Source organism: Streptomyces sp. TP-A0356 (assembly GCF_001417775.1).
Lineage (GTDB): Bacteria > Actinomycetota > Actinomycetes > Streptomycetales > Streptomycetaceae > Streptomyces.
The window spans coordinates 198,364-218,210 of the sequence record NZ_BBZJ01000028.1 but is presented as its reverse complement, the minus strand read 5'-3'; the positions used below and the strand labels follow the sequence as shown (position 1 = coordinate 218,210).

Annotated in this window: 21 protein-coding genes and 1 pseudogene; 3 read left to right on the top strand and 19 right to left on the bottom strand. The window is 71.7% G+C overall.

Features of this window, described 5'->3' with window-relative positions; genetic code table 11:
• A complete protein-coding gene (hemQ, locus tag ASC56_RS30010) occupies positions 1 to 732 on the top strand; it encodes a hydrogen peroxide-dependent heme synthase (protein ID WP_055494709.1) in 732 nt (243 codons plus the stop codon).
• Positions 733 to 745: 13 nt separating this feature from the next.
• On the opposite strand, the gene ASC56_RS30005 is transcribed toward hemQ, so the two are convergent.
• From ASC56_RS30005 to ASC56_RS29990, 4 genes are all read right to left on the bottom strand, one after another.
• Positions 746 to 2,380: an alpha/beta hydrolase gene (locus ASC56_RS30005; RefSeq protein ID WP_079102785.1), complete on the bottom strand. Its 1,635-nt coding sequence runs from the start codon at positions 2,378 to 2,380 to the stop codon at positions 746 to 748.
• 105 nt (positions 2,381 to 2,485) lie between these two features.
• A complete protein-coding gene (locus tag ASC56_RS30000; protein WP_055494708.1) occupies positions 2,486 to 3,247 on the bottom strand; it encodes a DUF4142 domain-containing protein in 762 nt (253 codons plus the stop codon).
• A gap of 268 nt (positions 3,248 to 3,515) precedes the next feature.
• Entirely contained in the window at positions 3,516 to 4,844 is a 1,329-nt protein-coding gene (locus tag ASC56_RS29995) for a DUF692 domain-containing protein (RefSeq protein WP_055494707.1), read from the bottom strand.
• A 159-nt stretch (positions 4,845 to 5,003) separates the two neighbouring features.
• Positions 5,004 to 5,792: a DUF4142 domain-containing protein gene (locus tag ASC56_RS29990; RefSeq protein WP_055494706.1), complete on the bottom strand. Its 789-nt coding sequence runs from the start codon at positions 5,790 to 5,792 to the stop codon at positions 5,004 to 5,006.
• Between the two features lie 303 nt (positions 5,793 to 6,095).
• Between ASC56_RS29990 and ASC56_RS29985 the strand changes: the two genes are divergently transcribed.
• Positions 6,096 to 7,103: a glycoside hydrolase family 16 protein gene (locus ASC56_RS29985; protein WP_063785025.1), complete on the top strand. Its 1,008-nt coding sequence runs from the start codon at positions 6,096 to 6,098 to the stop codon at positions 7,101 to 7,103.
• On the opposite strand, the gene ASC56_RS29980 is transcribed toward ASC56_RS29985, so the two are convergent.
• From ASC56_RS29980 to ASC56_RS29930, 12 genes are all read right to left on the bottom strand, one after another.
• Positions 7,066 to 7,359, bottom strand: a complete 294-nt coding sequence (locus ASC56_RS29980) for a hypothetical protein (RefSeq protein WP_055494705.1) — start codon at positions 7,357 to 7,359, stop codon at positions 7,066 to 7,068. The two genes, ASC56_RS29985 and ASC56_RS29980, sit on opposite strands and share 38 nt — an antisense overlap.
• A gap of 13 nt (positions 7,360 to 7,372) precedes the next feature.
• Positions 7,373 to 7,636: a hypothetical protein gene (locus ASC56_RS29975; protein WP_055494704.1), complete on the bottom strand. Its 264-nt coding sequence runs from the start codon at positions 7,634 to 7,636 to the stop codon at positions 7,373 to 7,375.
• 12 nt (positions 7,637 to 7,648) lie between these two features.
• The gene (locus ASC56_RS29970; RefSeq protein WP_055494703.1) at positions 7,649 to 8,398 is read right to left on the bottom strand and encodes an aminoacyl-tRNA hydrolase; all 750 of its coding nucleotides are present in this window, start codon (positions 8,396 to 8,398) and stop codon (positions 7,649 to 7,651) included.
• Between the two features lie 81 nt (positions 8,399 to 8,479).
• Positions 8,480 to 9,295, bottom strand: a complete 816-nt coding sequence (locus ASC56_RS29965) for an enoyl-CoA hydratase/isomerase family protein (protein WP_055494702.1) — start codon at positions 9,293 to 9,295, stop codon at positions 8,480 to 8,482.
• Positions 9,292 to 10,554: a cytochrome P450 gene (locus ASC56_RS29960; protein WP_055494701.1), complete on the bottom strand. Its 1,263-nt coding sequence runs from the start codon at positions 10,552 to 10,554 to the stop codon at positions 9,292 to 9,294. Before ASC56_RS29960 ends, ASC56_RS29965 begins: the two co-directional genes overlap by 4 nt.
• A gap of 102 nt (positions 10,555 to 10,656) precedes the next feature.
• Positions 10,657 to 12,030, bottom strand: coding sequence for a cytochrome P450 (locus tag ASC56_RS29955; RefSeq protein WP_234377109.1), 1,374 nt, complete (start codon positions 12,028 to 12,030; stop codon positions 10,657 to 10,659).
• Between the two features lie 59 nt (positions 12,031 to 12,089).
• Positions 12,090 to 12,680, bottom strand: coding sequence for an ATP/GTP-binding protein (locus ASC56_RS29950; RefSeq protein WP_055494699.1), 591 nt, complete (start codon positions 12,678 to 12,680; stop codon positions 12,090 to 12,092).
• A complete protein-coding gene (locus ASC56_RS29945; RefSeq protein WP_055494698.1) occupies positions 12,655 to 13,029 on the bottom strand; it encodes a DUF742 domain-containing protein in 375 nt (124 codons plus the stop codon). The genes ASC56_RS29950 and ASC56_RS29945 overlap by 26 nt, the downstream gene beginning before the upstream one ends.
• The gene (locus ASC56_RS29940) at positions 13,026 to 13,427 is read right to left on the bottom strand and encodes a roadblock/LC7 domain-containing protein (RefSeq protein WP_055494697.1); all 402 of its coding nucleotides are present in this window, start codon (positions 13,425 to 13,427) and stop codon (positions 13,026 to 13,028) included. Before ASC56_RS29940 ends, ASC56_RS29945 begins: the two co-directional genes overlap by 4 nt.
• Positions 13,424 to 14,608 carry an ATP-binding protein gene (locus tag ASC56_RS29935; RefSeq protein ID WP_055494696.1) on the bottom strand — a complete coding sequence of 395 codons (1,185 nt, stop codon included), beginning with the start codon at positions 14,606 to 14,608 and terminating at the stop codon, positions 13,424 to 13,426. Before ASC56_RS29935 ends, ASC56_RS29940 begins: the two co-directional genes overlap by 4 nt.
• Before the next feature lie 403 nt (positions 14,609 to 15,011).
• Entirely contained in the window at positions 15,012 to 15,188 is a 177-nt protein-coding gene (locus ASC56_RS41315; protein ID WP_199836100.1) for a hypothetical protein, read from the bottom strand.
• A gap of 39 nt (positions 15,189 to 15,227) precedes the next feature.
• Positions 15,228 to 16,088 (bottom strand): polysaccharide deacetylase family protein, encoded by an 861-nt coding sequence (locus ASC56_RS29930; RefSeq protein WP_055494695.1) that lies wholly within the window; start codon positions 16,086 to 16,088, stop codon positions 15,228 to 15,230.
• A gap of 123 nt (positions 16,089 to 16,211) precedes the next feature.
• On the opposite strand from ASC56_RS29930, the pseudogene ASC56_RS43230 reads away from it, so the two are divergent.
• Positions 16,212 to 16,484: pseudogene (locus ASC56_RS43230) on the top strand (hypothetical protein); the annotation flags it as partial.
• Here ASC56_RS43230 and ASC56_RS29925 read toward each other — a convergent pair.
• The 3 genes from ASC56_RS29925 to ASC56_RS29915 form a co-directional block, all read right to left on the bottom strand.
• Positions 16,468 to 17,511 (bottom strand): slipin family protein, encoded by a 1,044-nt coding sequence (locus ASC56_RS29925; RefSeq protein WP_055494694.1) that lies wholly within the window; start codon positions 17,509 to 17,511, stop codon positions 16,468 to 16,470. The pseudogene ASC56_RS43230 and the gene ASC56_RS29925 sit on opposite strands and share 17 nt — an antisense overlap.
• 177 nt (positions 17,512 to 17,688) lie before the next feature.
• On the bottom strand, positions 17,689 to 19,155 hold the full coding sequence (locus ASC56_RS29920) for a SulP family inorganic anion transporter (protein ID WP_055494773.1): 1,467 nt from the start codon (positions 19,153 to 19,155) through the stop codon (positions 17,689 to 17,691).
• Positions 19,156 to 19,163: 8 nt separating this feature from the next.
• Positions 19,164 to 19,745, bottom strand: coding sequence for a carbonic anhydrase (locus ASC56_RS29915; RefSeq protein WP_055494693.1), 582 nt, complete (start codon positions 19,743 to 19,745; stop codon positions 19,164 to 19,166).
• Positions 19,746 to 19,847: the final 102 nt, after the last annotated feature.

The following is a 19,847-nucleotide window of genomic DNA, read 5'->3' as shown; positions in this document are numbered from 1 at the left end:
ATGAGTGACGACGCCCCCACCACCGAGTCCGGCAGGATCCCGAACAAGGGCAAGCTGGCCAAGGACCTCAACGAGGTCATCCGCTACACGCTGTGGTCCGTCTTCAGGCTGAAGGACGCGCTGCCCGAGGACCGCGCCGGTTACGCCGACGAGGTCCAGGAGCTGTTCGACCAGCTCGCCGCCAAGGACGTGACGGTCCGCGGCACGTACGACGTCTCCGGGCTGCGCGCCGACGCCGACCTCATGATCTGGTGGCACGCCGAGACCAGCGACCAGCTGCAGGAGGCGTACAACCTCTTCCGCCGCACCAGGCTGGGCCGCGCGCTGGAGCCGGTCTGGTCGAACATGGCGCTGCACCGCCCGGCCGAGTTCAACCGCTCGCACATCCCGGCGTTCCTCGCCGACGAGACGCCCCGGAACTACGTGAGCGTCTACCCCTTCGTGCGCTCCTACGACTGGTACCTGCTGCCGGACGAGGACCGCCGCCGTATGCTCGCCGACCACGGCAAGATGGCCCGTGGCTTCCCGGACGTGCGGGCCAACACCGTCGCCTCGTTCTCCCTCGGTGACTACGAGTGGATCCTCGCCTTCGAGGCCGACGAGCTGTACCGCATCGTCGACCTGATGCGCCACCTGCGGGCCTCGGAGGCGCGGATGCACGTCCGCGAGGAGGTTCCGTTCTACACCGGACGCCGCAAGTCGGTCGCGGAGCTCATCGCCGGTCTCGCCTGACCGGCCCGGCGGCTCACGGCGCCTGCCGGTCCTTCGCGGCGCCGGGGTCCCCGGCCGCACCGGTGCCCGTCGCCCCGGCCGGAGCGTGCGGCCTGTGCGGCCGGGGTTGCGGATGCGGGGCGCAGGACGCGCTCCGCTCCGGCAGCCTGCCGTCCAGTAGATATGTGTCGAGATAGCCGTTCACACAGCTGTTGGGGCCGCCGCCGATGCCGTGCCGGCCCGCGTCCCGCTCGGTCACCAGCACCGAGCCGGACAGTCGGCGGTTCAGCTCCCGGGCGCCCTCGTACGGCGTCGCCGCGTCCCGCTGGGCCGCCAGGATCAGCGTCGGCGGCAGCGCGCCCGGGGCCGTGCGCACGTCGAGCGGCCGCTGCCGGGGGACCGGCCAGTACGCGCACGGCAGGTTGGCCCACACGTTGTCCCAGGTCTCGAAGGGCGCCACCCGCGCCAGGGCCGTGTTGTCGCGGTCCCACACCTTCCAGTCCGTCGGCCAGGGGGCGTCGTTGCACTCCACGGCGGTGTAGACGGCGTTGCCGTTCTCCGCCTCGGCGGCCTGCTCGGGATGCGGCGCCGCCGCTTCCACCAGCGGCTTCGGGTCGCCCTTCAGATACGCCGACAGGGCGAGCGCCAGCTGCGGCCAGTAGTCGTCGTAGTACCCCGCCTGCAGGAACGCGCGCTGGAGCTGCCCGGGCCCCACCGTGTCGCCCGCGGGCTCGGCGGCGAGCCGTGCCCGCGCCCTCTCATAGCTGTGCAGCACCGCGCCGGCGGTGGTGCCGAGCCCGTAGACGTCGTCGTGCCGGGCCGTCCACGCGCGGAAATCCGCCCACCGGTTCTCGAAGGCGGCCGACTGGTCCAGGTTGTTCCGGTACCAGATCCGTTCCGAGGCGGGATTCACCGCCGAGTCGAACACCATCCGCCGTACGTGCGAGGGGAACAGCGTCGCGTAGAGCGCGCCGAAGTACGTCCCGTACGACGCCCCCATGAACGTCAGCTTCCGCTCGCCGAGGGCGGCGCGCAGCACCTCCAGGTCGCGCGCGTTGTTGAGGGAGTTGTAGTGCCGCAGGGCGCTGCCCGCGTTCCGGGCGCAGCCGCGCGCGTACGCCCGCGCCTCGGCGATGCGCTCCCTCTTGTACGAAGGGGAGGGCTCCGTGGGCGACTGCGACGGACCCCTCAGGGCGCGTTGGGGGTCCTGGCAGATCAGCGGCGCCGAGCGGCCCACCCCACGCGGGTCGTAGCCGACGAGGTCGTACGCCGCCGCGATCCGCCGCCACTGCGGGAGGTGGCCGACGCGTGGGAAGTCCGTGCCGGAGGCACCGGGCCCGCCGGGGTTGTAGACCAGGGCGCCCTGCCGTACGGCCCTGCCCTCGCCGGTCGCCCTGCTGCGGCTGACGGTCAGCCTGATCCGCTTGCCGTCGGGGTGCGCGTAGTCCAGGGGGACGCTGACCGTCCCGCACTGGAGGCCGCGTCCCGTGTCGTGTTCCTCGGGGCACCGGCCGAAGTGGATCCCGGCGGCCGCGGCGCGCTGGGCGGCCACGGCGGTGCCGCGGAGCTCGGCGTCGCCGGGCCGTGCGGCGGCGCCGTCCGCCGGAACGGCGACGAGACCCGTCAGGAGCAGGGCCCCGGCGGCGGAGTGGAGCGCGACAGCTCGCATGGCGAATCCCTTCGTGCACGGTGGCGACAAAAGGGATGTTTCGTTTGATGGCGGGAGAAGTAAAGCACCGACGGCGGGTGTCGCGTCCTGTGGGCGCGTGCGGTACTACGGGGGTGGGCTGGATGCCGCCGGCGGCAGTGTGTACGTCGCCGACGGGGTCACCGGGACCGGGGTACCCGGGTGGGCGGTGGGGCCCGCCGGGGCCGGGGAGTAGGTGAGCGGGGGCGGGCTCGCGGTGGCCGCGTCCTGGGCCAGCCAGTCGAAGTCGACGTAGCCGGTGGCCTCCAGGATCTTGATGTGGTCCAGGACGGTGGCGTTGGCGTCGTCGGCGAGGCCGCGCACGAGCGAGTTGCGGGTGGTGGCGCGGACCTGGGCCACCACGGCGAAGACCTTGCCGTGCGCGCGGCGCAGGAGGTTGGCGAAGTCGCGGTCGTATTGCTCGCCCTGGTCCGCGTTCAGGGTCGCGAGCCACTGCCGCTGCTGGGCGTTGGGCTGGTCGGGCAGGGCGAGGCCGAGCCGCGCGGCCACGTCACGGACACGGGCGTCCAGGAAGGTGTGACCCAGGACCAGGTGCTCGCCCGCGGTGCGCACCGCCTGGGTGGTGCCCTTCTGCTCGGCCTGCTGTCCGGCCGGCAGCTCCCACAGTCCGGCCAGCCTGACCTTGGTGACGAAGTCCCGGTCCAGTGCGGAGAGCGGGCCGTAACTCGTCGACAGCGTCTGGGCGTTCAGGGTGTCCAGACCGGTGCCGGAGCGGTCCGCGTAGGACCAGACCGGGAAGACCAGGGCGGCGAGGGTCGCCGCGAGCAAGGTGATGATGAGCCCGGTGCCGCTGAGAACTCCGCGGCCTCGGACTGGTCTGGATCGCATGGTGCCTCCTGCTTGCGGCACCGCACGCTAGTGCGCTTCGGGTGCGGGTTGGCATATTACTGCGCTGTCGACGCCAACCGCCGTAGGAGGGGAAACAGTTGGAAAGCGGGCATAGCGCATCAATGCCGTGGGTGCAGGGGAGGGCATTCCGCGGTGAAGTGTGGCAAACAGCTCGCCGTGTGTGCGCGATGTGACCCCTGTGTTAACCGCGGCACACTGTGCGGACATGGCCCCGGCGCCCGCCTGCGGGTGGTATGAGGCGCTCGGGTCAGTGCCGCAGCAGTACCCGGCGCGTGGCCCGGGCCAGCCGGGCCGCCGGGCGCCGGGACTGCGGGGTCGGCCCCGACCGCTCCAGCCACCAGTCGCGCAGGCGGCGCCGCGTCTCGGCGTCCTCGGGCCGCCCGGCGAGCAGCAGGTGCTCGGCGAAGTCGAGGGCGTCGCGCCGGTAGCCGCCGGTCATCGGACGACCGTGCGCGTAGGCGAGGAAGGCGGGCCGATACGTCTCCCCGAGGATCTCCGGCAGGTCGGGCGCGACCTTGGCCACGACACCGGCCCGCTTGGCGGCGAGGGCCCGCGTCTGCACCCCGAGCCGTACCCGGTCGAAGCCCTCGGGCGCGGGTGTACCGGCGACGAGGGCGGAGAGCAGCGCGACCTGTGCCAGAGCGACCCGCTGCCGAGCCGCTTCCCCCGCACCACCGCTGCCATCCGCCACGACCGCGGGCTGCCCCGGCTCCGTCGGCGGTGGGGCCGGGGGCCGGCCACCGCAGCCCGCCGACGCCTTCTCCACCGTCTCCCGGACGGCCGTCAGCTCCCGTTCCAGTTCGGCCGGTTCGGGGAAGTCCTCGTCGCGCTCCAGCAGGACGCCGGGGGGCGTGGTGCGGGACGCGAGGTCGGCCAGGATGTCGAGGACCGGCTGCGGCACCGGGTGGGCGTGGCTGTCGTGCCAGACGCCGTCGCGCTCGAAGCCGCCCGCGACATGGACGTACGCGATGGCCTCGACGGGCAGCTCGTCCAGCGCCCTGGCCGGGTCCTCGCCCCGGTTGACATGGTTGGTGTGCAGGTTCGCGACATCGATCAGCAGTCGTACGCCGGTGCGGTCGGCCAGCTCGTACAGGAACTGCCCCTCGGTCATCTCCTCGCCCGGCCAGGAGATCAGTGCCGCGATGTTCTCCACGGCGAGCGGCACGGGCAGCGCGTCCTGTGCGATGCGTATGTTCTCGCACAGCACGTCCAGCGCGTCGCGGGTGCGCGGAACCGGCAGCAGATGGCCCGCCTCCAGCAGCGGTGAGGCGGTCAGCGGCCCGCCCGCCCGTACGAATGCGATGTGCTCGGTGACCAGCGGCGAACCCAGGGCCTGCGCACGCTCCGCGAGGGCGGTCAGCCGTGCCTCGTCGGGCCGGTCCGCGCCACCGAGGCCGAGCGAGACGCCGTGCGGGACGACGGTGACGCCGCGCTCGCGCAGGCGCAGCAGCGACTCGGGGAGATGCCCGGGGCACACGTTCTCGGCCACGGTCTCGACCCAGTCGACGCCCGGCATGCGCTCCACGGCGTCGGCGATCTCCGGCCGCCATCCGATGCCCGTACCCAGTCGCCTCATCGTCCCCTCCTTCACCACGGCCCCGGAACCGCCGCCCGCCCCCCGGCGGCGGACCTCCGCTGCCGGTGTGACGGAGTCATGGCCCGCGTCCCCGGGGCCGAACCCCTTCCCGGGGACGTTCAGAGCAACATTTGAGGTTCCGGACTCCGCAATGCCGCGCTACCGCAGCACGTTCTCCGAGTCGACGGGATCCGGTCGGCCGGTGCTGACCGTGCCCGGATCGCCCGGCGACGGGCTGGAGCTGATCCGGGGGGTGCCGCTCGGCACCGCGGCGGGCGCGGAGGGCGCGACGGCGCCGGGGACGGGGGGCGGGGGACCGGTCGGGCTGGCGGTCGTACCGGCCACCGCGTCGTTGGCGATGGCGTCGAAGTCGACGTTGCCGGTCTTCTCCAGCACCGTGATGTGGTCGAGCACGGTCTGGTTGGCGTCCGAGGCGAGCTGCCGCACCAGCGTGTTCCGCGTGGTGTTCCGGACGGCGCCGATCGCCGGGAAGATCTTGCCGTGCGCGGCGCGCAGCAGGTTCGCGAACTTGTACCGGTACTCCTGTCCGCTCGCCGCGGTCAACTCCCGCAGCCAGCCCTGTTGCTGCTCGTTCGGCTGGTTGGGCAGCTCGACGCCGAGCTGGGCCGCGATGATGCGTACGCGCTTGTCGAGGTCGGTGTGGCCGACGATGAGGTGGTCGCCGGCCTCCTTGATCGCCTGGGTCGGTGCCCGCTCGATCGCCTGCTGTCCGGCCGGGAGCTCCCACAGCCCGGCCAGCCGTACGCGGACGATCAGATCGCGGTCCGCCGCGGTGAGCGGCCCCCATTTGGTGGCCACCGTGCCGGCGGCGACGTTCGCCTGTCCGGTGCCTGAGCGGTCGGCGTATGACCAGACGGGGAACGCGAGCGCGCCGACGGTGGTGGCGAGGGCTGCGATGAGGAGGGCCGTACCGTTGATGCGCCGCAAGGGAGCCTCCGGGGGAAACCAACTGGTCGTTGGGGATGGGTGCTTGGCCAGTGCCGGGAGGTACGTACGAGGACGTCGCGGCGTTCAAAGACTGGGCAAGGCCTGTTGACACTTCGGTAAAACGCCCTGTTCCGAGCCCTGGGCCGGAAGATGCGACGGCGCATCCGGACGAGATCACCCGGGCGGCGGAACTCACGCGCGCGGCCTCCAGGAAGACCTGTTGCAGGCCCCGTCCCTCCTCGCCCGGTCCCGGGGTCCCGGAGATCGCCGCACCGGTCGCGGCCCCTGAGTCAGGAGCAGGAGATGAGCCGACACCGCCGGCACCGCCCACGCGGTGTCATCGCCCTCGTCCTCGCCGCCCTCGCCCTCGTGCTGGCCTTCCCGCCACCGCGGGCGGACGCCCTGACGCCGTCCGAGGACGCCTGCCACACCAGCGGCACCGTGATGCCGCGCGGCGACTGCGGCCTCTTCCACCAGGTCTTCGCCGATGACTTCGACGGGGACGTGGTGCCGCTGGGCTCCTTCAGCGACTGCGACCACCACGCCGACACCCGCAGTGCCTACTGCGGCGGCCTCACCGGCCGCTACCGCGCCGACTGGTGGGCCTACCCGCGCGGCTGGTACGACACCGCCAACCCACGCAACCACTCCGACGGCGACACCCGCGTGCTCGGCGGCGAGCACCGCGCCGACGACACGGTGTGGGTGGGGCCCGCCGCGGGCGGCGACGGCCGTATGCACATCCGTATGTACCGGCCGATGTCGGGAGGCGACCTCCATGTGGCGGCCGTGGTGCCGCGCAAGGTGATGCAGCAGGCGTACGGGAAGTACAGCGCCCGTGTCCGGGTCGTGAAGGCCGCGCCCGGCTACAAGAGCGCCTGGCTGCTGTACGGCGGCGGCTGCGAGATGGACATGTACGAACAGAACTGGGTCGACACCGTCCACGTCTTCCACCACCCCTGCGACGGCCGGGACCAGGGCTACGCCGACACCGGCAAGCCCTTCACCGACTGGCACACGGTCAGCCTGGAGTGGACCCCCGGCCACGCGCGCTACTACCTGGACGGTCATCTGTACCTGAGCGACACCCGCGGCGTCGCCTCACGCCCGCTGAGCTGGGTCCTGCAGAACGAGAGCGCCCTGTACGGGGCCTACGCGGCGCCCGGCTCCTGGGCACAGATGGACATCACCTGGGTGACCGCCTACACGTACACGGGACCCAGATCTCGTGGCCGGGGCGAAGATCACAAGCGGCGGATCGGACACCCGCCGCTCACTCACCGTGGATCTCGGGCTGGATCTCCACCGTGAAGACGGCGTCCGCGTCGCTGCCCTCCCGGCCCTCCCAGACGAGCACCCTGACGTGCTTGACGTCGTGGGAGCCTCGCCGGTCCCACTCGGTCATCAGGTCGCAGACGACCAGGGCGGCGGCGTACTGGGCGTTTTCGGCCGGGTCGTCGCTCGTGATCGTCCCGCGCCACCGTCCGGGGTGGTCGCCGTAGGGGTGCCAGCCTTGGGAGCCGTGCGGCTCGTCCACCCGGTACACCCAGTCCGTCTCGGTGCCCATAGCGCCGATCGTGTCACGCCGGAGTCACATGCGCCGCGTCGGACGGACCCCCCGAGCGGGCGTCCACCGGGGCCGACGGCTGTCCGGACGTCATCGAACCGGAGGACGGCAGCCTCTTCGTCATCGGGAAGGCCGTGCTCGCCGGGGACGTGCGGGCGAACGCGGGGCCCCTGCGGAAGCCGGGCTCCTCGGTCGGCGAGGACAAGCCGCCCGTCGACGCGCCGCGCGACCGCACGGCGGCCGCCGCGGCACCAGACGCCGCGAGCAGGGCGCCCATTGTTCGGAGCTCTCAGTGCCGCCGCAGTGCCGGGTGGTCCGCCACCACCGTGCAGCTGCCCGGGGCGATCTCCGTGAAGCCCGCGTCCCTCACCAGGGGGAGGCCGGAGGTGGTGAGTTCGCTCCAGCGGGACGCGGCCGCCGTGCGGACGGCGAGGGGGAAGCCCGCGTCCCGCCAGGAGGCGCGCTCCTCGTCCGGCAGGGCCCACCAGGCCAGGTGCGCGCCATGGCCCGCCTGGGCCATGGCCTTGCCCGCCGACATCTCCAGGTCCGGGTTCAGCCACAGTACGGGGGTCGCCGGATCGGCCTCGACCGGCGGTTCCGGGTCGTCGAGGTCCGTGCCCGACACCTGCAGCCGGGCCAGGTCCTTGGGCCAGCCGTCCAGCGGGACGGGAGGGAAGACGCGGACCTCCGCCGACTTGCCCATGACGGTGATGCCGGCCAGCGCCTCGGCCCGCCGCCACTCCGTGCCGCGCGCCCGCCGCACCACCTTGCGGATCCGGGCGTCCTGCCAGTCCCGCATCGCCCGAGCCCACTCTCCCTCTCCCCCCGAACGCTCGTCGCCCAGGATCCGGAGCACGGCGCGGGCCGCCGTCTCCAGCGCGTCCGTGCGCGCCGGAGGGGCCGCCCGTTCGATGCGCACGACGAGCGGCAGCACGAACTGCGGCGCCTCGTCGCGCGCGGTGGGCTCGGAGCGGAAGGGGCTGTCCTGGCCGCCGTGCGGCGACCCCGCGGACGCGGCGGGGGTCTGGTCACTGCTCACGACGTCCAGTCTGCCAGGCAGGACGAGGGCACCTTCCTGGCATGCACCTGATCCGGAGGTGGGCGGTGCGGGCGGACGGTGTCAGACCAGATGGCCGGTTCGCCGGTTCTCCGGCGCTCTGTCGTACTCGGCCGCGGCGAGCACGGAGGCCATCAGTTCGGAGTCGAGGGCGGTCGCGTCGGCGAGGCGGGTGGCCGCGGCGTGGGCGTTGAGCAGCGCCTTGGTCACGCGCAGGGCGGCGGGGGAGCGGCGCAGAACCGGTTTGGCCCAGGCCATGACAGCCGCGTCGAGCTCTTGTTCGGGGACGACGTTCTGCAGGACGGACAGGTCCTGGGCCTCCCGTGCGGAGAAGGCGCGGCTGGTCAGGATGAGCTCCCGGACCTGCGCCGCGCCGACCTCGGCGAGGAGCCGGGGCAGCAGGCCACCCCACGCGGTGGGAAGGCCGAGGGCGAGTTCGGGCAGCCGGAATGTCGCCGTGTCGGCCCCGACCCGCAGATCGCAGGCGAGGGCGAGGGCCAGTCCGGCGCCGATGGCCCGGCCCTGGACCCGGGCGATGGTGACGGCCGGGTTGTCGGTCAGGGCTTCGCAGACGCGGCGGGCCTTGGTCCCGGAGACACGGATGCCCGCGCCGGTGGGGTCCTCGGCCAGGTGCTCGGCGAACTCGGAGCGGTCACCCCCGAGGCAGAAGTCCGCCCCGGCGCCGGAGAGCACGACCACCCGGATGTCTGGGTCCCGTGCGTCGAGGACGGCGAGGAGTTCGTCGAGGAGTGTCTCCGTGACGGCGTTGCCCTGGTCCGGGGTGTTCAGCTCGATAAACAGGATGGGGCCCTGCCGGTCGATCCGCAGTGCCTTGAGGGGCTGGCTGGTTTCGGTGGCCAGGAGAGGCAGGGCGGTCATGTCGTCACTTTCAGGGAGGTCACGCGCCGGAAGACCATGCGGGGGGCGTAGGTGGGGGCGGCGAGGGGCTTGAGAGCCGGAAATCGTTTCAGCAGCTGCGTCAGCAGGGTGCGGGCCTCCAGGCGCGCGAGGGCCGCGCCGAGGCAGTAGTGGGCGCCCCCGCCGAACGTGAGGTGGGTGCCGTTGCGCAGGATGTCGAAGCTGTGGGGGTTCTCGTTGCGGCGGGGGTCGTGGTTGGCGGCGCCGTACAGGACGTGGACCATCACGTCCTTGGCGATCGGTACGCCCGCCAGGACGGTGTCGTCGGCGGCGACGCGGGTGTTGAGGTGGATGGGCGGGTCGTAGCGCAGCGCCTCGTCGATGGCGTCGTCGACGTGCTCGGGGTGCCGGCGCAGCCAGTTCCACCGGTCCGGATCCTCCAGGAGGAGCCAGACGGCGACGGAGAGCAGGGTCGCGGTGGTCTCCAGCGAGGCGATGGTGATGAACATCGCGAGGTAGTACAGGACCCGGTCGGCGACCTCCCTCTCGTCGTCCAGCCGGGTGTCCCAGTGACGGATCCAGCCGGAGAGGACATCGTCGCCGGGCCGGGCACGGCGCTCCCGGAGGAGTTCCGTGAAGAACGTCCGCAGCTGGACCGTGGCCTCGGCGGAGATCGCGAGTTCGCTTCTGGTGGGCAGCAACTCCTGGGCGTGGACCTGGCGGTGGGTGATGTCCAGGATGTGCGCGTGGTGCTCCTCGGCGATACCGAGCCATTGCCCGATCGCCCGGATGGGCAGTTGCTCGCTGACGGTGGCGACGAAGTCGGCCTCGCCCTGGGCGCGCAACCGCTCGTCCAGGGCGTCGAGGAGCCGGGTGACATGGTCCTCGATGCCGGGCTGCAGCTCTTCGAGGGTCTGGCGGTCGAAGAGGTTGCCGAGGCTGCGCCGTTGGGCGGTGTGGGTCGGGGCGTTGAGCCGGGCGAGGGTGTGGCTCATCTCCCGGGTGGCGGGGGCCTGCCAGCGCTCGGGGTCGAGCCGGCGTTCCTGCCAGGCGATGTCGGGCACGAGCCAGTTCCTGCCGCGCAGGACCTGGCTGCATGCCTCGAAACCGGTGACGAAGTATCCGCCCCAGGGGGCGGGGACGACGTCGCCCATGGAGCGCAGCTCTTCCCAGAGGGGGTGAGGGTTGGACTGTCCTTCGAGGGAACGCAGGCGCCGGAGGACTGAGATGACGGCACGGCGGTCACTGGATATGCCGCCGGAATCGTCAACAGCGGTCACGCGGAGCTCCTTTGGCTGGGCGTTACCGTTACTTGCGGGATCTACCCGTCCCCCACCCGCGGTCATGCGCCAGAGTGTGTTGCCCCTGTCACATTCCGTTCCTCATACGCGGAACAGATCGATGACGCTGCTCCAGAACCCCTTCCTGGCCGGCTTGGCCTCGGTGCGCGGCGCGGGTGCGGCGGGCACGCGGGGCGGTTCGGCCGTCTGTGACCTGGCTGACTGGGGCGCGGGGGCGGCCGGGGCGTGGAATGCGGCCACCCGGGTGCCGGGCGTCGGGGTGAAGCGCACGGGCAGCGCCGCCAGGGCGCGGTGGAAGGGGCCGGGTCGCCACTGCAGCTCCTCCTCCGGGACCGCGAGGGTGAGGTCCGGCAGCGCGTTGAGGAGCGCCTCGATCGCGGTGAGGGCGATGACCTGGGACGGCGACTTGGCGGGGCAGGCGTGCGGGCCGGCGCCCCAGGCGAGATGGGCGCCCTTGCTGCGCGCCTGGCGGGCGTCCTTGAGGGAGGGGTCGCTGTTGGCGGCGGCGAAGCTGACGACCAGGGGGGTGTTGGCGTCGACGTGGACGCCACCGAGATCGATGTCGTACAGGGGGTAGTGGGTGGCGTAGTTGGCGATGGGCGGGTTGTTCCACAGGACGTGGTCCAGGGCCTCCTCCGTGAGCATGCCGGCGCCACGGGCCGTCGAGCGGGACGTCAGCAGCAGGAGCAGGGCGCTTCCGATGAGGTTGCGCTCGGGTTCGACACCGGCGCCCATCAGCATGACGAGCTGGTCCTTGAGTTCCTCGTCGTTCAGACCGGCCGGGTGCTGGATGAGCCAGGAGGTGACGTCCTCGCCGGGCTCACGGCGCTTGATTGTGATCAACTCCATGAGACACGCGGTGAGTTCCGCGTTGGCCCGCAGGGCGTCCTTGCCGTCGAACATGGCGGACATCGAGCCGGTGAGCCGGTCGCCGATGTCGGCCGGGCAGCCGAAGAGCCGGTTGAACAGCAGCAGCGGCAGGAGCTTCGCGTAGTCGTTGAGGAGGTCCGCACGCCCGCGTTCGCTGAACTGGTCGATCAGGAAGGCGGCGATGGGCTCCACATCGCGGCGGATCCGGCCGATGTTGAGCCGTTCGAGGCTGTCGGTGACCGCCTTGCGCAGCCGCAGGTGGACGGCGCCGTCGGTGAACAGGCAGTTGGGCCGGTACGCCATCATCGGCAGCACCGGGTTGTCCAGGGCTATCCGGCCCTCGTTGAGCGCCTTCCACCGGCGGGGGTCCCGGCTGAAGTCCGTGGTGTTCTGCAGCACTTTCAGCGCGGCCTGGTAGTCGGTGATCAGGGTGGCGTCGACGCCGGGGGCGAGTTCGACGGGGCCCGCGGGCCCGAAGGCGCGCAGCCGGTCGTACGTGCCGTGCGGGTCGGCGGCGAAGTCCTGGGTGTGCATGGGGCATCCCGCAGGGACGCCCCGGGTGGCGGCCGGTTGCTGAAGTTCCATGGGTCTTCCTTTGTCTTCCCGGCCTCGCGGTCGGGGCGGGGGTGCGACTGCGGCCGGGGTCAGGCCGTACGGGTGAGCAGATGCTGGACGAGGGTGATCAGCGCCTTGGCCGACGACTCCCGTCTGCGGGCGTCGCAGTACGAGACGGGCGTGTGGGGGAGGAGATCGAGCGCCTCGCGAATCTCGGTCTCCCCGAACTCGCCCTCGGGCGCGAAGGAGTTGACGGCGATGGCGTACTCGAGGCCGTACTTCTCGACGAGGTCGATGACCGGGAACGAGTCGGCCAGGCGTGCGGGGTCGACGAGGATCAGCGCGCCCAGCGCGCCACGGGCCATGTCCTCCCACAGCTGCATGAACCTCTGCTGGCCGGGCGTGCCGAAGAGGTACAGCACGAGCTCGTCGCTGAGGGTGAGCCGCCCGAAGTCCAGCGCGACGGTGGTCGTCACCTTGTCCGGTACGCCTTGCAGGTCGTCCACGTGGGTGGACGCCTGGGTCATCTTCTCCTCGGTGCGCAGCGGGGTGATCTCCGACAGTGAGCCGATGAACGTCGTCTTGCCCACGGCGAAGTGCCCCACCACGAGGATCTTTGCGGTGGTGGTCACCGCGCCCGAGACGTAGAGGGTCTCAGGCGAAACGGGTTTGGAGTCCATGCAGCACCTTTTCGATGAGGGCTCTGTCGACGGCCTGGGCGGGGGGTGGGGCGGCGCGGCGCAGCAGGTGTCCCTGCTCTGCTAAGTCGGTCAGCAGGAGGCGGGCCACACCCACCGGCAGCCCCAGGTGGGCGGCGACCTCGGCCACGGCCAGGTAGCCGCCGGCGCACAGGTCCCAGATACGGCGTACCTCCGGACTGGCCCCGAGCGGCAGTTCCCGGTCGGGGGCCAGGGTGACCAGGGTGTGCAGAGACAGGTCGTCGGCCGAGGGCAGCCGCCGGCCGCCGGTGATGACGTAGGAGCGGACGAGTTCGCTGGAGACCGGAGCTTCCTCGCCGTGCGCGGTCATACGTCGGCACCAGCGCTCTGGCGCGGGGGTGTGCTCATCGCGTTGCCCAGGGCCTTCACCTGTTGCTGCATGCGGATCGACATGACCTCCATGTCGACGTCCAGTGCCGCCGACACCGCCAGATAGGCCCCGCTGCCCGCGGCGATCAGGAAGATCCAGCCGCCGTCGTACTCCATGAGCGTCTGCTTCCAGACTCCCTTGCCGCTCGCCACGAAGCCGGCGACGGCCCGGCTGAGGGACTGCATCGAGCTCATCGCGGCCGCGTTGGTCTCGGCGTCGTCCTGAGGGATTCCGCTGGAGCGCTCCAGGAGCAGTCCGTCCGCCGAGACGAGAATCGCATGGCGGGCGCCGCGCACCTGCAGCACGTCGTTCAGCACCCACGACAGGTCGGGCTTCACTGGTCTTGAGATCCTTCCGTGGTGGTCGTGTTGCGCCCGAGGAGCGTTCCGCGCGCGAAGGCTCCGATACGCGACGCCGTCACCTCGCCGTCGTGCTCCGGCTCCGTCGCGGCCGGCTCCGGCACGACCGAGACCGCCGGACGGCGCCGGCGCTTGGGGAGGCCGCCGGGCGTCGTGCCGACGATCTGCACCGGCGTCGCCGCGGGGCGTGGTCTCGTCGCCGGGTGGTCGGTGTCTGCGAAGAGCGCGGCGTCGGCCGCCGGTTCGGGGGCGTCGTTGGTCAAGAGGCTCTCCGGCAGGAGGATGACCGCGCGTACGCCGCCGTACGGCGAGACGGAGTCGACGGAGACCTTGAAGCCGTAGCGGGTGGCGAGCACCCCCGCCACGGCGAATCCGACCCGGGGCGGGTTGCCGAGGCTCGTGATGGAGACGGATGTCTCCGGGTTCAGCAGTGCGGCGGCGCGGTCCTTCTCCTCCTGGCTCATGCCGAGACCGGCGTCGTCGATGATGAGGCAGATTCCGGTCGGCACGGCCTGGATGTTGATCTCCACGGGGGTGCCGGGCGCGCTGTAGTTGGTGGCGTTGTCCAGCAGTTCCGCGAGGACGACCGCCACGGGCTCGACGGCCGTACTGGTGACGGAGACATTGACCTGGGTGTGGATCTGCACCCGGTCGAAGTGCTTGATACGGCCCTGGGCGCTCCGTGCCACGTCGTACACCGACGCGGTGGTCTCGCGGCGGCCGAGCCAGCCGCCGCACAGGGCCGCGATGCCCTGGGCCCGCCGGCCGAACTGGCCGTTGGTGTGGTCGATCGTCATCAGGTCGGCGAGGATCTGCGGATCGTCACCGTACTTCAGCTGGGCCAGGTCGCTGATCGAGCGCTGCTGCTCGTCGGCGAGCACCTGCAGCGTCCGCATCCAGGACTTCAGGACGTCCTTCGTCTCCGCTTCCGCGTCGCGCCGCACCTCCTCCAGGGCGTGGGCCTGCTGGGAACGGAGTGCCGCGTATTCCATGTGGAGCCGCTGGCACTCCCCATGGAGTCCGTCCCGGCTGGTACGCAGGTCGTCGTTCTGTTTCCGGAGTGCCATGTTGGTCCTCCGGACGCGCATCCCTGCGACAACCGCAGCGAGCACTACCACTAGCAAGATCCACAGCAGCGGATCTCTGATCAATGACGTCATGAGACTCTCTTCAAGTCGCCTCGCGGGAGCAGTTACCGTCCGCTGGGACCGTGGCCGCTGTCACGGCCCTGGCGGTGCCGTGAATTCATCGGCGGACCAACGACACTCCTTCGCGATGGAGCCTGAGACTGTCCCCCGTGACGCGTGCATGACGCGGCGCCAGCCTACTGAAAGTTTGATGATCTTATCAGCCGGGGGACTGTCAACGCCCTTGACTTGGTGCCGACTTGACACCGTAACGACTCCTTGACGGCCGTCCTCTTCGCGAGTGAGCGTTTCAGGCCAAGGGTGCTCACATCGGCTCGGCCGCCGGTCGACGGAACGCCTGTGGTCCTGGCGGCCGTGGCCTGTGCCCTCGCCGCGCGTCGCGCGCCCTGAGCGGTCCGGTCGCGTCTCGGGCCGCTCAGCCGGAACAGGCCGTGCGCTGCGCCTCCTGCCACTCGCAGACCGGGCAGAGCGTGATCCCCTTGTACGACTCCGGGTACTCCGTCGGCTCCCGGCACAGCACGCACTCGGCGAACGGCGGACCGCCCGCTTCCGGCGCCCGGTCCGCCGTCTCCGTACCGCAGTAATCGCTCATGCCCCCAGCGTAGGCCGCCGGTGGCGGGACGCCCCGGTCCTACCGTCGCCCGGCCGACGCCTCGATCATCTGGGAGACCTTGACGAACCGGTAGCCCTGCTTGCGCAGGTCGGGAACGATCGCCCGGATCGCCTGCTCGGTCGCGGGCGCCGCGCTGCGCGTGCAGTGCATGACCACCACGGAACCGGGCCGCACTCCCTCCTCCACCTGCCGCACGATCGCGTCCGCGTCCGACGAGAACGCGTCCCCGCTCACCACGTCCCACTGGATCGCGGTGACGCCGAGCGGGCTGATCGCGCGCAGGGCGCTCTCGTCGTAGCAGCCGCCCGGGAAACGGAAGTACGGCATCGGACGGGGTACCCCCGCCTTGCGGATCGCCGTGAAGGCGCGCTCCACGTCCGAGCGCATCCGCTTCTCGGGCAGGACCGGCAGCCCGTAGCAGCTTCCGGTGAAGGAGTAGTGGCTGTAGGAGTGGTTGGCGACCTCGAACAGCGGGTCCCGGCCGATGTCCTGGGCCTCCTCGGGGTACTCGTCGGCCCACCGGCCCGTCATGAACACGGTCGCCGGCACGTTCAGCTCCCGCAGCGTGTCGATCAGCCCGGGGTTGTCGAAGCGCTGGCCCGCGGCCGCCCGGGGCCCCTGGTCCGCCGTCATGTCCGCGTCGAAGGTGAGGGCGACGGTCTTCCCGCGGTTCGGGCCCTTCGTGAAGACGGGCGTCAGTCCTCCGGGCCCGCGCGCGAGGGTGGGCGCGGGTGTGGCCGCAGAGGGCGACGCGGAGGGGTGCGCGGAGGGGTGCACGGGGGAGGGCGCGGGGTGCTGGGAGGTGCGGGGGGCTCCGCAGGCGGCGAGCGCGGCGCCGAGGGCGCAGACGGCGGCGATACGTCGTACAAGAGGGATCACCGTACGAACGTAACGGGGGAAATGGGGTGAATAGACCGCTATGGGGGCGTGCCGGGTCGGAGGGACCAGGAAGTCACCCACCCGGCCGCCGCCACGATGTCCCGCGGCCCGGCTGGTGATTACGGAAGCCCTCGCTCCGCCGCCTACCGGTCGTCGAGGACCGCTCTCAACGCCCTCACCGTCCTGTACGCCCAGACGCTCGCCGGGGAGGGCTTCCGGGGCAACGCACTCGCCCCCGGGCGGCGGCCCACCGACCTCACCCCGGGGCGTCGGCCGGTGGCGCGGTCACTCGTCCCAGAGATCGGTGCTCCGGCGGGCGACCCGGCGGGCCCGCCGCTGGCGCGGGCGCTGCTTGGGCGGCGCGGCGGGCGCGGGCGGATCAGTCGTCGTGGGTGACAGACGCGGGAGTGATCTTCAAGGACGACGGCGGTACGTCCGCGGGTGGCGGCGGGGGCGGCGGCGCGGGCGCGGGAGCGGCTGCGAGCTCCGGCTCGGAGAACGCCTCGGAGGCGGGTTCGGGGGTCGGCGCGGGGACCTGCTCCTCGGGTGGCCCGGAAGCCGTCCCGCGCGCGGGGGCCGGCGTGCTCTCGGCCGAGGCGGACGGCGGTTGCCCGGCCGCGGCGAGGGACGACCGCTCCGCGTCGTGGGTCCCCGCCCCCTCCTGGGGTGCCGCCCGCTCCAGGAACCGCAGCAGCTCCACCGGGAACGGCAGCACGAGCGTGGAGTTCTTCTCGGCCGCCACCGCCACCACGGTCTGCAGCAGCCGCAGCTGGAGCGCGGCCGGCTGTTCTGACATCACCCCGGCGGCCTGGGCCAGCTTCTTGGAGGCCTGGAGTTCGGCGTCCGCGTTGATGATGCGCGCCCGGCGCTCGCGGTCCGCCTCCGCCTGACGGGCCATCGACCGCTTCATCGCGTCCGGCAGCGACACGTCCTTGATCTCGACCCGGTCGATCTGCACGCCCCAGCCCACGGCCGGGCTGTCGATCATCAGCTCAAGCCCCTGGTTGAGCTTCTCCCGGTTGGACAGCAGGTCGTCCAGGTCGCTCTTGCCGATGATCGAGCGCAGTGAGGTCTGCGCCATCTGCGAGACCGCGAACCGGTAGTCCTCGACCTGGATGAGCGCGTTCGCCGCGTCGATCACCTTGAAGTAGACGACGGCGTCCACGCGCACGGTGACGTTGTCCCGTGTGATCCCCTCCTGCGCGGGGACGGGCAGCGTCACGATCTGCATGTTGACCTTCTGCAGCCGGTCCACCATCGGAATGATCACGGTGAAACCGGGCGTCCTGGGGGGCCCGAGGAGCCGTCCGAAGCGGAAGACCACCCCGCGCTCGTACTGCTTGACGACCCGTGCCGCCGCGGCGAGGTACACGAGCCCGGCGGCACCTGCCGCCACCAAGGCACCCACCAGCTCCTGGAGCATGACAACCCCCTCGTGGAGAGGCCCGGAACATCTGTGGAGTATCTGCACTTGCCACGATAATTCGGCCGGAGCCCCGGAGCGAGAGACAGCCGACGTGGTGGGAGCACGCGCAGCGAAGGCCCGTCGGGGCGGCACCGACGGGCCTTCGCGCATCGGGAGCCGAGCGGCTCCACGACGTCAGCGGACGGACGTCACCCGTACCGGCTCCGTGCCGGCCGCGCTGTGCCGCTGCGCCCAGTTCTCCAGAGCCCTACGACACGCGTGGTCCCGGTGGTGCAGCCCGGACAGGTCCAGTTCGACCGGCCGGTCCTGCGGCAGCGCCTCCAGGCTGTCCAGGATCTTCGGCAGCCGCAGGAAGGTCGCGTTGCCCGACAGATACACCTGCACCGGCCCCGCGCCCTTGTCGATGACCTCCAGCCTGACGTGCGAGGCCTCCCACGCGGTCTTCACGACGGCCAGCGCGAGGCCGATGAGCACGCCCTCGAACATGCTGACCGCCACGATCGACACGGCCGTGACCACGAGGATCAGCGCCTCGCCCCGGTGCTCGCGCCACAGAAGGACGATCTCCCGCAGGGAGACGAGCTTGGCACCCGAGTAGACCAGGATGCCGGCGAGGGCCGGGATCGGGATGTACGCCAGCACGGAGGGCAGCAGCGCCGCGAACAGCAGCAGCCACACGCCGTGCAGCACCCGGGACGCCTTGGTCCTGGCGCCCGCCTGGACGTTGGCCGCGCTGCGCACGATCACCGCGGTCATCGGCAAGGCGCCCAGCAGCCCGCAGATCGCGTTGCCCGTGCCCTGCGCCATCAGTTCCTTGTTGTACGCGGTGCGCGGACCGTCGTGCAGCCGGTCGACGGCGGCGGCGCTGAACAGCGACTCGGCGGAGGCGATCAGCGTGAACGCGACGATCGTGCCGAGCACGCCCGCGCCCGCCAGTTCGGCGAAGGCGTCCAGCGGCGGCGGCTGGATCGAGCCCAGCAGCCCGTGTACCTCGACCGTGGCCACCGGCAGGCCGAGGGCCACGGCGACGACCGTGGCGAGGCCGACCGCCGCGAGCGGTCCGGGGACCGTCCGCACCACGCGCGGCACGCGCTTCCACAGCACGAGGACGACGATGGTGCCCGCGCCGAGCGCCAGCGAGGTCAGCGCACGGGTGCTCGAGGCGGCGTCGGCGAGCGCCCCGGGCAGCCCGGCTATCTTCTCCAGGCCCGAGGCCGGGGCCTTGCCCCCGACCACGGAGTACAACTGCCCGGCGATCAGGACGAGTCCGATGCCGGCCAGCATGCCCTCCACGACGGAGACGGAGATGGCCCGGAACCAACGCCCCAGCTTCAGTGCGCCCATGAGCACTTGCAGCACACCGGTGAGGAGCACGATCACTCCGAGCACGGGCAGTCCGAACTCCCGCACCGCCTCGAAGACCAGCACGGTCAGCCCGGCCGCCGGTCCGGAGACCTGGAGGCTGCTGCCGCGCATCGTCCCGGTGACGATGCCGCCCACGATGCCGGTGATCAGGCCGAGTTCGGCGGGCACGCCGGAGGCGACGGCCACGCCGACGCACAGCGGGAGCGCGACCAGGAAGACGACCAGGGAGGCGGCGAAGTCCTCCTTGAGGTGAGGAAACCTCTTCAGACCGGCCATGGCGGCGCTCACAGCGCTTCGAACGTGTCGGTGTCCGCGCGGTGTTCGCGGACGGCTCCGGTGTGCACTTCGTAGTACCAGCCGTGCACCCGCAGCCGGCCCGCCGCCAGGCGCTGCTCGACGCACGGGTAGGAGCGCAGGCGCAGCAACTGCGCGAGCACGTGGTTCTGCACGGCCCCCGCGACCGTCGGGTCGTCCGCGTCGGAGGTGCGTGGTTCGGGCGCGGCGTGCGCGAGCCAGTCGCGCACGGCCGGCACGGCGGTCAGGTCGTCGCCGCGCACCAGCGCGCCGACGGCTCCGCAGTGGGAGTGGCCGCACACGACGATGTCGCTGACGCCGAGCACCCCCACGGCGTACTCGATGGTGGCCGCCTCGCTGGTGGGGTGCTCGCAGACGTAGGGGGGCACGATGTTGCCCGCGGTGCGCAGTTCGAAGAGCTCACCGGGCCGGGCTCCGGTGATCAGGGCGGGCACGACCCGGGAGTCGGAGCAGGTGATGAACAGGACCTGCGGTGACTGGCCCTCGGCCAGCCGGGCGAACTCCTCGGGGCGCTGTCCGTGCGCACGGGCGTGATCGATGAGGGGCTGCATTGTCAGTTCCTCCTGGCGCGCCCTGGATGGCGCGTCGGTGTACGAGAACGTGGCAGATGCGGGTACGGCGACAGGACCCCACGTCGACGCGCTCGGCCAACG